The sequence below is a fragment of the Paracoccus sp. MC1862 genome (genome assembly GCF_016617715.1).
Lineage (GTDB): Bacteria > Pseudomonadota > Alphaproteobacteria > Rhodobacterales > Rhodobacteraceae > Paracoccus.
Window position 1 is genome coordinate 179,439 of the sequence record NZ_CP067225.1, and the last position, 15,392, is coordinate 194,830.

Here is a 15,392-nt window from a genome sequence, read left to right on the forward strand (position 1 = left end):
CGTCTGCAACTTTCTCGGAGGGCTGACAAATGTCCGTGGCCTTCCAACCGATCGGCCAGAAGGCGGGCCAGGAAGCAGCCCTCGTGGCTGCCTTGGCGTCGGATGGGTCCGAGAGGCCGCTTCTGCTGAGGAGGGCCACGATAAGGGCGAAGACGGGGACAAACCCCATCCCTTTCGCATCAGAACCCGCGCCTCTCCAGCATCCGCGCAAGCGTCCGGTCAACGATGGTGTAGATCGTCAGCGACATCGCCACGACGACGATCAAGGCCGCGAACATCAGGTCGATCTTCATTCGCCCGTTTGCCTGGATCATCAGCGCGCCCAAGCCTCGCGCGCCGCCGACCCATTCGCCGATGACCGCGCCGACCGGCGCATAGATGGCGCCCAGCCGCAGCCCGGATGCCAGCCGGGGCAGCGCCGCCGGGAAACGCAGGTGGCGCAACTCGGCCCAGCGGCCTGCGCCCATCGTCCGCACGACGTCCATCTGCGCCGCGGGCGGCGACATCAGCCCGTCATAAAGCGCCTGCGTCACGGGCACGAAGACGATCAGCACCACCATCGCCACCTTGGGCGCCATGCCGAAGCCCAGCCATAGCGTCAGGATCGGGGCCAGCGCGAAGACCGGGATCGTCTGGCTGACCACCAGCGCGGGCGACAGCGCGCGCCCGAGGCGCGGGAAGGCCACCATCGCCGCCGCCGTGGCGATGCCGAGCGTCGCGCCCAACGCCAGACCCAGCACCGTCTCCCACGCCGTCAGCATCGCCGCGGGGGCAAGCTCGGCGCGCGATTCCCACAGGGCGGTTCCGACCGAAAGTGGTCCGGGCAGAAGGTATGGGGGCAGGGCGGTGACGCGCACGAAGCCCTCCCACAGCAGCAGGGCGGCGGCAATGGCAAGCAGCGCCCTCATGCGAGCAGCCTGTCCGTCAGGGTGGCCTGCGCGGCCAGCACCTCGGGCGCGTCGTGGCGGCGCGGCACGGGGCCGGGCGGGGCAGGGTGGTCGTGCAGGCCCCCGGGTGTCATGACCACGATGCGGTCGCCCAAGCGCGCGGCCTCGGGGGGGTCATGCGTGACCATCAGCACGGTCCTGTCCCGCAGCAGCGCCGCCGCCATGTCGCCGGTTTCAAGCCGCAGGCGCGCATCCAGCGCCGAGAAGGGCTCGTCCAGCAGCACCAGCGGCCGGTCCTCGGCCAGTGTGCGGGCCAGCGCTACCCGCTGCCGCTGGCCGCCTGAAAGCTGCGCGGGCAGGCGGTCCTCCAACCCTTCCAGCCCAACGGCCTCGATCAGCGTGGCGACGCGGGCGGGATCGCCGCGCTGCCGCCGCAGGCGCGAGCCGAGGCCCACGTTCTGCGCGACCGTCAGCCAGGAAAACAACCCCGCGTCCTGCCCCATCAGCGCGCAGGGGACGGTTGAGACCTCGCCCCTGAATTCGACCCCTGTCGGCAGCCCGGCCAGCAGCCGCAGCAGCGTGGACTTGCCGACGCCCGAGGCCCCCAGCAGGCAGGTCAGCCGCCCTGGTTCCAGCGCCAGCGCCAGCGGCCCGAACAGCCCCGGCACCTCGCCCGAGACCCGCGGGGTGGCCGGGGTCATGCCCGACCCAACCCCCAGAACGCCGCTTCGAGCCGCGTTGCCGTGGCGAAGTGATCCGCCAGCCCGCCCCAGCGCGGCAGCGTCTCGGGCGCATCACCCAGACGTGCGGCCACGGCACCGTCGATCAGTGCTCCGACCTCGCGGCAGGTACGCTGATAATCCTCGGCCGCATAGGTCTCGATCCAGTCGCGGTAGGGGGTGTTCGCGCCTTCCCGGGCAAGCCGCGCGCCAATCTCGCCATAGCCCAGCACGCAGGGCGCGAGCGCCGCCAGCAGGTCGAGGAAATCGCCGCTGTAGCCCGCTTCCAGCACATAGCGCGTATAGGCGAGATTTTCGGGCGCCTCGGGCGTGCGCTCAAGCTGGTCCGCCGTAATGCCAGCCTCGGCGCAGAGACGGATGTGCAGCGGCATCTCGTGGTTGACCAGCGCATCCACCGTGGCGATGCAGGCGCGCATCTCGGCCAGCGTCCCCGCCTTGACCGCGCCCAAGGCCCAGGCGCGGCTGAAGTGGATCAGGAAGCGGTAGTCCTGCACCAGATAGCGCAGGAACGCGTCGCGCGGCAGCGTCCCGTCGCCCAAGCCCTGCACGAAGGGATGGCGCACATAGTCGTCCCACGCATCAGCCGATGTGCGCCATGCGGCGAAGCTGCGGCCATAATACGTCATTCCGCCGTCCCCGGATCGAGCGCGAGCCGCTCGACCGGCCAGACCTCGTCGATCAGCCCGGCGTCCAGCAGGAACTGCTCGAAGCGGCGATAGCGGCCGTGGTCCAGCGCGGCAGGCGACAGCGAGAAGCGGCCAAAGGTGTCCTCCCACGCCTGGGTGTTCAGCTCGTCCGACAGGTCGGGGGCGTGGTCCGCGAAGATCTCGCGCGCCTCCTCAGGGTGGTTCAGCATGAACTGCGTGCCGCGTTCCAAGGCGGACAGGAAGCGGTTCACCCGGTCAAGGTCCATGCGCTCGGGATTGGCCAGAAAGATCAGTTCGTCATAGGCAGGCAGGCCCTCTTCCTCAAGGAACAGGCAGCGGCCCTCGCCGCCCGCCAGCCGCATCTGCGTCACCTCGAAATTGCGGTAGCTGCCGATGGTGGCGTCCACCTGCCCCGACAGAAGCGCCGAGGTCAGGGCCCAGTTGACGTTGACCATCTCGACATCGTCCAGCGTCATGCCTTCGGTCGCCAACAGGGCCGAGACCAGCGCCTGCTCGACCCCGGCGACCGAATAGCCGATCTTGCGGCCCTTGAGATCGGTCACTTCCTGAACCGGCCCGTCCGCGCGCACCATCAGGCAGTTCAGCGGCATCCCGATCAGGGTGCCGACGCGGCGCAAGGGCAGTCCCTCATGCACCTGAAGGTGCAGTTGCGGCTGGTAGCTGATCCCCAGATCGGCGCGGCCCGCCGCCACCAGCTTGGGCGGGTCGGCAGGATCGGCGGGAGAAACGATCTCGACCTCAAGCCCGGCATCGGTGAAGAAGCCGCGTTCCTGCGCGATCACGATGGGGGCGTGGTCGGGATTCACGAACCAGTCGAGCATCAGCGTCAGCCTGTCCTGCGCCAGCGCAGGCGTGGCCAGCACCATCAGCGCGGCTGTCAGAAGGTGCTTCATCAGCGGTCTCCGGTGGCGATCAGGACGATGTCGGGATGCGAGGCCGCAAGGATGCGGGCCGCCCGCCATGCCCGCAGGCCCGACCGGCAGGCGATGACGGCGCGCGTTCCTTCCGGCGGCTGCGGCGGGGCGGCGGGGTCGGCGCGCAGGGCGGCGGGATGGACGGGCGTCGGGGCCTCGTCCTCTCCGCGCAGTTCCAGCACGAAGTCGCCCTCGCGGATGTCGCTGGTGTCGATGAAGCGGAAGCCGCCCTCGGGCTCGGGCGCACCGTCGAAGCGGAAGCCGCCCCAGCGCAGGCCCGTCCCCAGCGTGACCAGTTGGCCCAGGGGCGAGTGCTCCAGCCCCAGCAGCACCGCTAGCGCCATCTGCGCCTGCGTGGTGCCCAGCATCCCGACAATGGGGCCAAGCACACCGGCGGTCGCGCAGGTCGCCGCCCGCTCGGGCAGGTCGGGGAACACCGCACGCAGGCTCGGCGTCCCGCCGCAGAAGCCGCCGCAATAGCCCGTCAGCCCCAGCGCCGATGCCGAGATCAGCGGCACCCCCGCCGCCATGCAGGCGTCCGAGAGGATGTAGCTCATCGCAAAGCTGTCGCCGCAGTCCAGCACAACATCCATGCCGGCGACCAGCGCCGCGGCGTTCGCAGGCCTCAGCATCTGCAGCACAGGCGTCACGGACACGCCGGGATCGAGCGCCGCGACGAAGGCCCGCGCCGAGTCGGCCTTGTTCCACCCGACCCGTCCGGCATGGATCGGCTGGCGGTGCAGGTTGGTCGTCTCGACCACGTCGGGATCGACGATGGTCAGCGCCCCCACGCCCGCACCCGCCAGATACATGATCGCCGGCGATCCGAGCCCGCCCGCGCCGACAACGAGAAGCCGCGCGCCCCGCAGCCGCGCCTGTCCCGCCTCCCCCACCTCGGGCAGGATCATCTGGCGCAGATGCCGTTCTTCTTCGAGAAGTATCCCACGGGGGTTCCGAGCGCCCGGAGAACAGTCCGGTGGACTGTTCTCAGCGAGGAAGGGGCCGTCAGGCCCGAGGGGGTGTGTGAAACCCCCGTCTTGGGGCGCGCCCGCGCTCATGCCACCGCCCTCAGCCATTCCCGCATCCGCATGTCGGGATCAGGATTCAGCGTGATGTCCGTCACCGCCGAGACGACATCCGCCCCGGCATCCAGCGCCGCCCGGCCCCGTTCGGGGGTCAAGCCGCCAATGGCGACCAGCGGCACGTCGCCCACCCGTCGCTTCCATTCCGCCACGCGGTCCAGCCCCTGCGGCGCCCATGGCATCTTCTTCAGGATCGTGGGCCAGACCGGGCCGAGCGCGACATAATCGGGCCGCAGCGACAGGGCGCGATCAAGCTCGGCATCGTCATGGGTGGACAGGCCCAGCCGCAGCCCGGCGGCGCGGATCGCGGGCAGGTCGGCTTCGTCCAGATCCTCCTGCCCCAGATGCAGCCAGTCGCAGCCAAGCTCGATGGCCAACCGCCAGTGATCGTTGACGACAAGGATCGCCCCCGCCGTGCGGGCATGGTCGCGCGCCGACGCGATCTCGGCCCGCAGCGCATCCTCGGGGGCATCCTTGATGCGAAGCTGGACCATGCGCGTGCCCACCGCCAGCGCCCGCGCAATCCACTCGGCGGAATCGAAGATCGGATAGAAGGGCGGCAACCCTTGCATCACTGCAGGAACGCCTTGCCGATCAGGGGCGTCGAGGGCGTCGCCATCTCGCGCTCGTCAATCGGGTCGGCAAGGAAGGCCGCGCGGCCGGCATCGAGCGCCTGCGCCATCGCGTGGGCCATCGTCACCGGGTCGCCCGCCTTGGCGACGGCGGTGTTCAGCAGCACCGCGTCGAAGCCCATCTCCATGGCCGCCGCCGCGTGGCTCGGCCGCCCGATGCCGGCGTCGATCACCAGCGGCACGTCCGGGAAGGCCGCCCGCAGCGCCCGCAGGCCCAGCGGGTTGTTCAGCCCCAGCCCCGAGCCGATGGGCGCCCCCCAGGGCATCAGCACCTCGCATCCGGCGCGCAGAAGCCGGTCGCAGACCGACAGGTCCTCGGTGCAATAAGGGAAGACCCTGAAGCCCTGCGAGGACAGTTCCCGCGCGGCCTCGACCAGTGCGAAGACATCGGGGGCCAGCAGGTCGTCATGGCCGATGACCTCGAGCTTGATCCAGTTCGTCCGCAACAGTTCGCGCGCCATCTGGGCGGTGGTCACAGCTTCCTTCACCGTGTGGCAGCCCGCGGTGTTCGGCAGAAGCGCGACATCCAGTTTCTCGATCAGGCGCAGGAAGTCCTGCCCCCCGCCCGATTCCCGGCGCAGCGAGACGGTGGCGACGCCTGCGCCAGAGGCGCTGAAGGCCGCGGCCAGGATCGCCGGGCTGGGATACTGCGCGGTGCCCAGCATCAGCGGCGAGGATATGGACTTGCCGTAGAAGACCGGCATCTCAGCCTCCCTGCATCGGCGACAGGATCTCAAGCGTGTCGCCGGGCGACAGTTCCGTCCCCGGTCGTGCGTCCGCCGGGACGAACTGCCCGTTCAGCGCCGTCGCGACCCTTGCATCGCCCAGGTCCAGCACGGCCAGCGCCTCGGCGACGGTGGCCGCCTCGATCTCTTTCGTTTCACCGTTGATCGTCAGTTTCATGCCAGAACTCCGGTTTCTCGCCCGTCTCGATATGGTCGGCAAGCTGCCGGGCGACCGAGGGCGCAAGCAGATAGCCGTGGCGGTAAAGGCCATTGGCGTAAAGGCGGCCATCGGCACGGCCGATGCGGGGAAGGTTGTCGGGGAACGCCGGGCGCGCATCGGCGCCCAGTTCGAGGATCTCGGCCTCGCCGAAGGCCGGGTTCAGCGCATAAGCCGCGCTGAGCAGTTCCAGCACCGAGCGCGCGGTCACGACGCCGCGCCGGTCGCTTTCGATCATCGTTGCCCCCAGCATGAAGACTCCGTCGCCGCGGGGAACAAGATAGATGGGAACGCGCGGATGCAAAAGCCGGACGGGCCGCGACAGTTTCACCTCGGGGCAGCGCAGCACCAGCATCTCGCCCCGGACCCCGCGCAGGTCCGGCAGGATGTCGCGGGCGGAAAGGCCGCGGCAGTCGATGACCTCGCCCGCGTCCCCGGGCAGTTCCGCCGCGACGGCAATGCCCCGCGCCATCAGGCCGGACTGCAGCGCGGCCATGGCGGCGCGCGGGTCCAGATGCGCCTCGGCCGCAAAGAACAGGGCGCGGTCGAAGCGGTCGCCCAGATCGGGTTCCAGTCCGGCGATGCGGTCGGCGCCCAGAACCTCGAAGCCCTCGGTGCGGCGGGCGAAGCGGTCCAGCTCCGCCCGGTCGCGCCCCAGCGCCACCACAAGCGTGCCGTTTCGGGTAACGCCGCCCGTGTGGCTCTCCCACCAGTCGATAACGGCCCGGCCATGGCGCAGGACCGGCTCCTCGGCGCTTTCGAATTCGCAGAAGGGCGCGAGCATCCCGCCCGCCCACCAGGAACAGCCGTGCCCGCCGGGTCCGAGCGCCGGGTCCACCAGCGCAACGGCATGACCGCGAGAGGCGAGTTCCGTCGCGACCGCCAGCCCCATGACCCCGGCGCCAAGGATGGTGAAGCGCCCGGTCACGCCGTCCACCATTCGTGGAAGTGATGCACCGGACCATGGCCGCTGCCCACCCGCAGGCTGTCCGCGGCGGCAATTGCACCCTGCAACCACTGATGAGCGCGTTCCACGGCCTCGGGGACCGGCCGGCCAAGCGCCAGCCCCGCCGCGATGGCCGAGGACAGCGAGCAGCCGGTGCCGTGGCTGTTCTTCGTGCGGATGCGCGGCGCGGTGAAGGTGCGGGTCTCGGGGCCGACCAGCAGGTCGGTGCAGGTCTCGCCCTCGGCATGACCGCCCTTCATCAGCACCCATTTGCTGCCCAGCGCAGCCAGCGTACGTCCCTGCGCCTCGGCCTCGGTCGTGTCCCCGGCCACGGTGCGGCCCAGCAGCCGCGCGGCTTCCGGCAGGTTTGGGGTCAGGACCGTGGCGCGCGGCATCAGCAACTCGCGCAACGCGGCAATGGCGTCATCCTCGATCAGCCGGTCGCCCGATTTGGCGATCATCACCGGATCGAGGACCAGCGGCAGCCTGCGTCCTTCCAGCGCCTCGGCCACGGCCCTTGTGGCGGCTGCGGTCCCCAGCATCCCGATTTTCACCGCGCCGATGTTCAGGTCGTCAAAGACGGCCTCGATCTGGGCGCGGATCATCTGCGGAGAAACGCCTTCCACGCGGGTCACGGCACGGGTGTTCTGCGCGGTGATCGCAGTCAGGACGCTGGCGCCATAGACGCCCAGCGCCGAGAATGTCTTGAGATCGGCCTGGATGCCGGCCCCGCCGCCGCTGTCGGACCCCGCGATGGTCAGCGCGATCGCCATGTCTTCCCCCAACGATGGCCGGCAAAGGGGGACATGGCAGCCGCAGTTGCGCGGCATGGCCCGTTCCCTTCGCCGGCATGACCCGGATCAGGTTCGATGGGTGCTGTGCCTTGCACATCTCAGCCCCGCGCGGGGCGCCCCAACGAGCGTCGGCGTCAAGCATAGCGGCGCCTGCGCGGAACGCAAGCCAGCCGCGTCGGCGCCGGATTTCACGACTCGCAGCCCATCCTCGCGCAACGCTCCCGGGGGGTCTTTCCACCCTGATCCGACTTTGCCCCCGGTTTTGGACAGTTTCAGATATCCTCGGAAGAATCGCCGGAACAGCGACGGAGGCAGACAGCCCCCAAGCTGCCGTGCCGACCCGATGCGCCGCCTACAGCCCCAGCGCGCCGTAGCTGGTGGCGATGCGACGGATCGCCACGATGTAGGCAGCGGTCCGCAGGTCGGGGACGCGCGAGTCCTCGGCCTGCACGGTCGCCATCTGCTGGAAGGCGGTGCGCATGGTGTCGTCCAGCCCCGAGCGCACCAGTTCCAGTTCGTCCGCACCGCGCAGGTATTTCTGCTTGAAGCCCTCGGACAGCGTCCAGCCCAGCCCCGTGTGGGCGGAGAGGCGTTCCAGTTCCTCGACCAGCAGGGCGTGGCGGGCTTCCTCCTGCCGCCGTTCCAGCCGGCCGAAGCTGATCTGCTGCAGGTTTTTCACCCATTCGAAATAGCTGACGGTGACGCCGCCCGCGTTGGCGTAAAGGTCGGGCAGGATGACGGTGCCGCGCTGGCGCAGGATCTCGTCGCCCTCGGCGGTGATGGGACCGTTTGCGGCCTCGACCACCAGCCGCGCATGGATGCGGTCGGCGTTTCCGGCGTGGATCACCCCTTCCATCGCCGCAGGGATCAGGATGTCGCAGTCCAGTTCCAGCGCTTTGACCGAATCCGCTTCGAAGCTTGCGCCGGGGAAGTCCTTGACCCCGCCGGTCGCGTGCATGTGCGATTGCAGGTCGGCGATGTTCAGGCCGTCCGGGTTCATCACCGCGCCGTCGCGCTCGGCCACGGCGATGATCTTCGCGCCGTCCTCGGTGGACAGGAACTTCGCCGCATGGAAGCCCACGTTGCCCAAGCCCTGCACGACGACGCGCTGCCCTTCCAACGAACCCGACAGCCCCGCGCGTTCCAGCACCTCGGGCGTGCGGAAGACCTCGCGCAGCGCATACTGGACACCACGGCCCGTCGCCTCGACCCGGCCGGCAATGCCGCCCAGCCGCAGCGGTTTGCCGGTGACGCTGGCGCGGGCGTTGATGTCCTCGGGGTGCAGGCGCTTGTAGGCGTCGGCCATCCAGGCCATCTCGCGTTCCCCCGTGCCCATGTCGGGCGCCGGCACGTTCTGGCTGGGAGAGATCAGCCGCCGCCGCGACAACTCATAGGTGAAGCGGCGGGTGATCTGTTCCAACTCGTTCGGCTCCCACGCGCGGGGGTCCACGGTCAGCCCGCCCTTGGAGCCGCCGAAGGGCAGTTCGACCAGCGCGCATTTGTAGCTCATCAGCGCGGCCAGCGCCTCGACCTCGTCCTGGTTGACGCTGAGCGCGTAGCGGATGCCGCCCTTGACGGGTTCGTGGTGTTCGGAATGGACGGAACGGTAGCCGGTGAAGGTGTGGATCTCGCCCCGCAGCCGCACCCCGAAGCGGACGACATAGGTCGAGTTGCAGACGCGGATCTTCTCCTCCAGCCCCGGCGCAAGGTCCATGAGGCTCGCGGCCTGGGTGAACATCCGGTCGACCGAGTCGCGGAACGACGGCTGCGTAAAGGGAGCATTCATGGCGGGCGTCCTTTCAGGGGGCGCCTGCGGGCGCCGTTGTCTGCCGGAAGCTTAGGCGTCCCGCGCGGCTTTCGTCCACGATCGCGTGACGTTCCGCCGATGCGGCTGGTCAGTTCGCCAGATGCGCCTTCATCGGCCGGCCCGCGACATAGGTTTCCACCACCGCCCGGTCGTCGCCCATGACCTGCAGGATGAACAATTCCTGCATCAGCGAGTCCACCTTGTCATGACGCAGCCGCATCGCCTGCGTGGCGCGGGGGTCCAGCACCACGAGGTCGGCGAAGCGCCCCGGCCGGACGCTGCCGACCCGGTCCTCGATCCCCAGCGCGATGGCGTTGCCGCGCGTGGCCCAGTGGAAGGCCGCGAAGGGATGCATCCTCTGGCCGCGCATCTGGGCGATCTTGTAGGCCTCGGCCAGCGTTGCCAGCATCGACCAGCTTGTGCCGCCGCCGATGTCGGTGGCAACCCCGGTGACGACGCCCGCATCCCGCATCCCCCGGTCGTCGAACAGCCCCGATCCGAGGAACAGGTTCGAGGTCGGGCAATGGATCGCCCTTGTGCCGGTCTCCGCCATCCGTGCGATTTCGCGGTCGTTCATGTGGATTGCGTGGCCCATCAGGCTGCGCGGACCCAGAAGGCCGAAGCGGTCGTAGATGTCGAGGTAATCCTGCGCCTTGGGGTAAAGCTGCATGGTCAGCTCGATCTCGGCGCGGTTCTCGTTCAGGTGGGTCTGAATCGCGAGGTCGGGGTTCTCGGCAGCGAGAGTCCCGGCGGCGCGCAACTGCTCGGGCGTCGAGGTGATCGCGAAGCGCGGCGTGATCACATATTCCAGCCGCCCGCGCCCGTGCCAACAGTCGATCAGCGCGCGGCTGTCGTCATAGGAGGCCTGCGCGGTGTCCAGCACCGCTTCGGGCGCGTTGCGGTCCATCATGACCTTGCCCGCCAGCATCGCCATGCCCCGTTTTTCAGCGGCCGCAAACAGCGCCTCGGCGCTTTCGCGGTGGACGGAACAGAAGGCGCTGGCCGCGGTGGTGCCGTTCAGGATCAACTGATCGAGGAAGGCTTCGGCCATGCGGGCGGCATGGATGGGGTCGCGGTATTGCGCCTCGATGGGGAAGGTGTGGTCGTTCAGCCAGTCCAGAAGCTGCGCGGCCCAAGCGGCCACGACCTGCACCTGCGGGAAATGGATGTGCGGATCGACGAAGCCCGCCATGATGATGTAGGGGCGATGGTCGATTTCCTGCGCCTCGGGGTCCTTGGTGTCGGCGTAGTCGCCCACCGAAAGGATGCAGCCGTTCTCGATCAGGATTGCGCCGTTATCCCAAAAGTGGTGACTGTTCTCGGTCTCGGCGGGATCGGCATGGAAGCTCAGCACGCGGCCGCGCAGAAGGGTCTTGGTCATCGGGGGCTTTCGTTTCAGGCGGTTGCGTGGGCCGGGTGGCGCGCCAGCAGGGTAGCCATGATCTCGGCCGCCGTGAAGGCGGAGATGACTTCGGGGCGCTTGTCACGGACAAGGCCGCCGATGGGGCAGGTCAACGGCGCGGGGTCGATACCGCGCGCCTTGGCAAAGCGCGAGAAGGTCGCGCGCTTGGTCGCGCTGCCGATCATGCCGACATAAGCAGCATCGCCCCGCGCCAGCGCCTCGGCCGCGATCAGGAAATCCAGCGCGTGGTCATGGGTCAGGATCACATAGGCCGAACGCGCGGGCGCGCGGCGCACCTCGGCCTCGGGCAGGGGGGTCAGTTCCCCCGGCACTTCCGCCAGCGCCAATTCGGCCGGGCGCTGGTCGATCAGGCGCAGCTTTACCGGAAGCGGCAGCATGGCGCGGGCAAGTGCGCGCCCCACATGGCCCGCGCCGAAGATCAGCACCGAGGGCTTTGGCGGCGCTGGGCTGGCTGGTTCGCGGTCCAGCGTCAGTTCCACCCGCCCTCCGCAGCACTGGCCGATCTCGGGGCCGAGCGGGACGTCCATCACCGCGCGATCCTCGCCGCGGGCCAGCATCTGCCGCGCCCGGTCGATGGCGAGGTATTCCAACTGTCCGCCGCCGATGGTGCCGGTGACGGCCTCTGCGCCCACCATCATCTCGGCCCCTTCCTCGCGGGGGGTCGAGCCTCGGGCGCGCGTGATGCGGACGCGGATCATGCCCCGCTCAGGGCCAGCGGCCCGCCCTGCAGCCGTTCGACGGCCATCAGCACCCGTTCCGGCGTGGCGGGGGCGTCCAGCCTCGGGCATTCGCGGTAATCCGCGACCGAGGCGACGGCATGGCCGATCGCCTCGAAGACCGAGATGCCCAGCATGAAGGGCGGCTCACCCACGGCCTTGGACCGCTTGATCGTGCGTTCCTTGTTTTCCGACCACTCGGCCAGCTTGACGTTGAAAACCTTGGGCCGGTCGGATGCCAGCGGGATCTTGTAGGTGGACGGCGCGTGGGTCCGCAGCCGCCCCTGATCGTCCCACCACAGCTCCTCGCTGGTCAGCCAGCCGGTGCCCTGCACGAAGGCGCCTTCCACCTGCCCGCGGTCGATGGCGGGGTTGATCGACCGGCCCACGTCATGCAGCACGTCCGTCCGCTCGATCACGTATTCGCCGGTCAGCGTGTCCACCGAAACCTCGGAACAGGCCGCGCCATAGGCGAAGTAGTAGAACGGCCGCCCGCGCCCTTCGGCCCGGTTCCAGTGGATCTTAGGCGTGGCATAGAAGCCCGCCGCCCAAAGCTGGACACGGGCCAGATAGGCCATCTCGATCACCTTGCTGAAGGGGATCGTCTCGTCCCGCACCACGACATGGTCGGGGACGAAGCGGATTTCTTCCGGCGTGGCGTCCTTGGCGATGCAGAGGAAATCGACCAGCCGCGCCTTGATCTGGTTGGCGGCATCCAGCGCCGCCATGCCGTTGAGATCGGTCCCCGAGGACGCCGCCGTAGCCGAGGTGTTCGGCACCTTCTCGGTCGTGGTCTTCGTGACCTTGATGCGGTCGAGGCCCACGGAAAACGCCTCGGCCACAATCTGGGCAATCTTGGTGTGCAACCCTTGGCCCATCTCGCAGCCGCCGTGGTTCAACTGGATCGAGCCGTCGGTGTAGATGTGGATCAGCGCCCCCGCCTGGTTGAAATGCGTGGCGGTGAAGCTGATGCCGAACTTGACCGGGGTCAGCGCGATGCCCTTGCGGATCGGCCCGCCCGCCGCCTGCATTCGGGCGTTCCAGTCCAGCACCGCCTGACGGCGGCGGGCATAGTCGCAGGACTCCTCAAGCTCCGTGAACAGGCGCGGCAGGACCATGTCCTCGACCGGCTGATGATAGGGGGTCAACTGGCCGTTCCGGTAAAGGTTCGCCTTGCGGACGGCCAGCGTGTCCTGGCTTGTGGCATAGGCGATTTCCTCGATGATCCGTTCCGCCACGATCACGCCCTGTGGGCCGCCGAAGCCGCGGAAGGCGGTGTTCGACACCGTGTTCGTCCGCAGGGGATGCGAGCGGACCTCGACCTCGGGGTAGAAATAGGCGTTGTCGGCATGGAACAGCGCCCGGTCGGTGACGGCCATGCTGAGGTCGGCCGAAAAGCCGCAGCGGGCATACCAGTCGCCCTTGACGGCGAGGATGTGCCCCGCGTCGTCGAAGCCGACGCTGTAGTCCACCACGAAGTCATGCCGCTTGCCGGTGGCGATCATGTCGTCGTCCCGGTCAGGGCGCAGCTTGACGGCGCGATGCCATTTCTTCGCGGCGATGGCGGCCACGCAGCAGAACAGGTTCATCTGCGTTTCCTTGCCGCCGAACCCGCCGCCCATCCGGCGCACGTTCACGACGACCGCATTCGCGGGCACGCCCAGCGCATGGGCGACCATGTGCTGCACCTCGGTCGGATGCTGGGTCGAGGTGAAGATCACCACCTCATCATCTTCGCCCGGGATCGCCAGCGCGATCTGACCCTCAAGGTAGAAGTGGTCCTGCCCACCGATGGTGAAGCGCCCGTCGATCCGGCGCGGCGCTTTCGGCAGCGCCGCCTGAGGGTCGCCCCGGCGCAGGGTCATGCCGGGGACAACTAGCTCTCCGCCCGCATCCAGCGCGGCGACGGGGTCCAGCACATGGGGCAGGGGCTCATAGTCGATCTTCGCCAGCCGGGCCGCGCGGCGGGCATGTTCGCGTGTCTCGGCGATCACGGCAAAGACCGGCTGGCCGTGGAACATGACCTTGCCATCCGCAAGGATCGGGTCGTCGTTCCTGCCGATGGGGCTGACGTCGTTCTGGCCGGGGATGTCGGCGGCGGTCAGCACGTCGATGACGCCCGGCGCGGCGCGCACCGCGTCGAGGTCCATCGACCGGATGCGCCCATGCGTGACGGTGGACAGGCCGAGATAGGCGTGCAGCGCCCCCTGCGGCAGCACCAGGTCGTCGGTGTAATCCGCCCGGCCGGTGACGTGCTTTTCCGCCGATTCATGCCGCGTCTCGGGCGTGACGGGCGGGGACAGCGTCTCGTGCTTCATGGCTTATTCCCCCACGGCGCGGTTCAGGCGAACCGGGACATCTTGCCCCGAGTTCTCCAGCCAGAACCGGCGGAAGAAGTTGGCGGCGACCGCGTGGCGATAGTCGGCGGTTGCCCGGAAGTCGGTGAGCGGGGTGAAGTCGCCCTTCACGGCACGGGCCGCGGCCTCGAAGCTGGCGGCGGTGAAGGGCTGGCCTTCCAGCGCGGCCTCGGCCTTGGCCGCGCGCGCAGGGATGCCGGCCAGGCCGCCGAAGGCGACGCGGGCGCGGGTGATGGTGCCGTTCTCGACCTGGATGCGGAAGCCCGCAGAGATGGCCGAGATGTCGGCGGACTGGCGCTTCGACATCTTGTAGGCGGCGATCATCGCCTTGCCCTTGAGGGGGATGACCACGGTTTCCACGAACTCGCCCGGTCGGCGGTCCTGGCGGCCGTAGTCGAGGAAGAACGCCTCCAGCGGCAACTCGCGCCGCGCGTCGCCAAGCCGAAGGACGATCCGCGCGCCCAGCGCGATCAGCAGCGGCGGCGTTTCCCCGATGGGCGAGCCGTTGGCGATGTTGCCGCCAATGGTGCCCGCGTTCCTGATCTGCCAGCCGCCGATGCGGAGGACATAGTCCTCGACCTCGGGGAAATGGTCGTCGATCACGGGGGCGAACTCGGAATAGGTCACGCCCGCGCCGATGCGGATCTCCTCCGCGTCGACCTCGATCCCTTTCATCAGGTGGCCGATGAACACGGCCGGAGAGATCGGGCGGAACTGCTTCGTCACCCACAGCCCCACGTCGGTCGCTCCCGCGACGATGGTGGCCTGCGGGTGCCGGACCAGCACGCGGGCCAGCTCGTCCGTGTCGGCGGGCAGGATGGCGCGTTCCTCGCCCCGGCCGACCTCGGCGCCCACGGGCATGGCGGACAGCTTCGCCGTGACCTCGGCGCGCTGGGCCACAAGGAAATCCCCCAACTGCCCGCCCGCGCGGCCCGCGGCTAGCGCCGCCTTGACAATCGGCTCATAACCCGTGCAGCGGCACAGGTTTCCCTGCAGCGCGGTCTCGATCTGCACCACGTCCGGGCTCTCATGCGTCATCCACAGCCCGTAAAGCGCCATGACAAAGCCTGGCGTGCAGAAGCCGCACTGGCTGCCGTGATGCTCGACCATCGCGGCCTGGATCGGGTGCAGCCCGCCGCCCTCGCCGCGCAGATGCTCGATGGTGACGACGTGGCAGCGGTGGCAGGCGGCGAGGAAGCGGATGCAGGCGTTCACCGGCTCATAGACCAGCGCGCCACCGTGCAGGCGGCCGACCAGCACCGTGCAGGCGCCGCAGTCGCCCTCGGCGCAGCCCTCCTTGGTGCCGGTCAGGCCCCGGCCAAGACGCAGGAAGTCCAGCAGCGTGTCGCCGGGACCGGCCTCAGTCAGCCGGATTTCGGTGTCGTTGAGTAGGAAGCGGATCATTTGGGTGACGCCCTCGCGTGGGTGGCCCGCAGCATGGCGCAACTTCGCGCTTGCACAAAACGCAGCCGCGCGTGAACAGT

At 69.1% G+C, this 15,392-nt stretch carries 15 protein-coding genes and 1 riboswitch; all 15 genes read right to left on the reverse strand.

Translation table 11 applies throughout. The features are described from left to right. Positions 1-179: 179 nt before the first annotated feature. The 15 genes from JGR78_RS00890 to xdhA all read right to left on the reverse strand — a co-directional run bounded on the left by JGR78_RS00890 (position 180) and on the right by xdhA (position 15,312). Positions 180-908, reverse strand: coding sequence for an ABC transporter permease (locus JGR78_RS00890; RefSeq protein ID WP_182805511.1), 729 nt, complete (start codon positions 906-908; stop codon positions 180-182). Next, a complete protein-coding gene (locus JGR78_RS00895) occupies positions 905-1,588 on the reverse strand; it encodes an ABC transporter ATP-binding protein (protein ID WP_182805514.1) in 684 nt (227 codons plus the stop codon). Before JGR78_RS00895 ends, JGR78_RS00890 begins: the two co-directional genes overlap by 4 nt. Next, on the reverse strand, positions 1,585-2,253 hold the full coding sequence (gene tenA, locus JGR78_RS00900) for a thiaminase II (RefSeq protein ID WP_182793240.1): 669 nt from the start codon (positions 2,251-2,253) through the stop codon (positions 1,585-1,587). The genes JGR78_RS00895 and tenA overlap by 4 nt, the downstream gene beginning before the upstream one ends. Further along, positions 2,250-3,188: an ABC transporter substrate-binding protein gene (locus JGR78_RS00905; RefSeq protein WP_182793239.1), complete on the reverse strand. Its 939-nt coding sequence runs from the start codon at positions 3,186-3,188 to the stop codon at positions 2,250-2,252. Before JGR78_RS00905 ends, tenA begins: the two co-directional genes overlap by 4 nt. Next, positions 3,188-4,117 (reverse strand): HesA/MoeB/ThiF family protein, encoded by a 930-nt coding sequence (locus tag JGR78_RS00910; protein WP_182793238.1) that lies wholly within the window; start codon positions 4,115-4,117, stop codon positions 3,188-3,190. The genes JGR78_RS00905 and JGR78_RS00910 overlap by 1 nt, the downstream gene beginning before the upstream one ends. Positions 4,118-4,263: 146 nt before the next feature. Further along, positions 4,264-4,863 carry a thiamine phosphate synthase gene (locus tag JGR78_RS00915; RefSeq protein ID WP_182793250.1) on the reverse strand — a complete coding sequence of 200 codons (600 nt, stop codon included), beginning with the start codon at positions 4,861-4,863 and terminating at the stop codon, positions 4,264-4,266. Beyond that, positions 4,863-5,627 (reverse strand): thiazole synthase, encoded by a 765-nt coding sequence (locus tag JGR78_RS00920; protein WP_182805516.1) that lies wholly within the window; start codon positions 5,625-5,627, stop codon positions 4,863-4,865. Before JGR78_RS00920 ends, JGR78_RS00915 begins: the two co-directional genes overlap by 1 nt. A gap of 1 nt (position 5,628) precedes the next feature. Further along, positions 5,629-5,826, reverse strand: coding sequence for a sulfur carrier protein ThiS (thiS, locus tag JGR78_RS00925; RefSeq protein ID WP_182793236.1), 198 nt, complete (start codon positions 5,824-5,826; stop codon positions 5,629-5,631). Beyond that, complete coding sequence (thiO, locus tag JGR78_RS00930) at positions 5,804-6,793, reverse strand: glycine oxidase ThiO (protein ID WP_234450804.1); 990 nt, start codon at positions 6,791-6,793, stop codon at positions 5,804-5,806. Before thiO ends, thiS begins: the two co-directional genes overlap by 23 nt. Further along, positions 6,790-7,584, reverse strand: a complete 795-nt coding sequence (gene thiD, locus JGR78_RS00935; RefSeq protein ID WP_182805518.1) for a bifunctional hydroxymethylpyrimidine kinase/phosphomethylpyrimidine kinase — start codon at positions 7,582-7,584, stop codon at positions 6,790-6,792. Before thiD ends, thiO begins: the two co-directional genes overlap by 4 nt. A gap of 47 nt (positions 7,585-7,631) precedes the next feature. After that, a riboswitch (TPP riboswitch) is annotated at positions 7,632-7,736 on the reverse strand. Between the two features lie 221 nt (positions 7,737-7,957). Further along, positions 7,958-9,391 carry a Glu/Leu/Phe/Val dehydrogenase gene (locus JGR78_RS00940; RefSeq protein WP_182805520.1) on the reverse strand — a complete coding sequence of 478 codons (1,434 nt, stop codon included), beginning with the start codon at positions 9,389-9,391 and terminating at the stop codon, positions 7,958-7,960. A 109-nt stretch (positions 9,392-9,500) separates the two neighbouring features. Further along, entirely contained in the window at positions 9,501-10,793 is a 1,293-nt protein-coding gene (gene guaD, locus JGR78_RS00945) for a guanine deaminase (RefSeq protein ID WP_182805522.1), read from the reverse strand. 14 nt (positions 10,794-10,807) lie between these two features. Next, on the reverse strand, positions 10,808-11,533 hold the full coding sequence (xdhC, locus tag JGR78_RS00950; RefSeq protein WP_182805524.1) for a xanthine dehydrogenase accessory protein XdhC: 726 nt from the start codon (positions 11,531-11,533) through the stop codon (positions 10,808-10,810). After that, the gene (gene xdhB / locus JGR78_RS00955) at positions 11,530-13,869 is read right to left on the reverse strand and encodes a xanthine dehydrogenase molybdopterin binding subunit (RefSeq protein WP_182805526.1); all 2,340 of its coding nucleotides are present in this window, start codon (positions 13,867-13,869) and stop codon (positions 11,530-11,532) included. The genes xdhC and xdhB overlap by 4 nt, the downstream gene beginning before the upstream one ends. A gap of 3 nt (positions 13,870-13,872) precedes the next feature. Then, positions 13,873-15,312 carry a xanthine dehydrogenase small subunit gene (gene xdhA / locus JGR78_RS00960; RefSeq protein WP_182793229.1) on the reverse strand — a complete coding sequence of 480 codons (1,440 nt, stop codon included), beginning with the start codon at positions 15,310-15,312 and terminating at the stop codon, positions 13,873-13,875. Positions 15,313-15,392 lie beyond the last annotated feature (80 nt).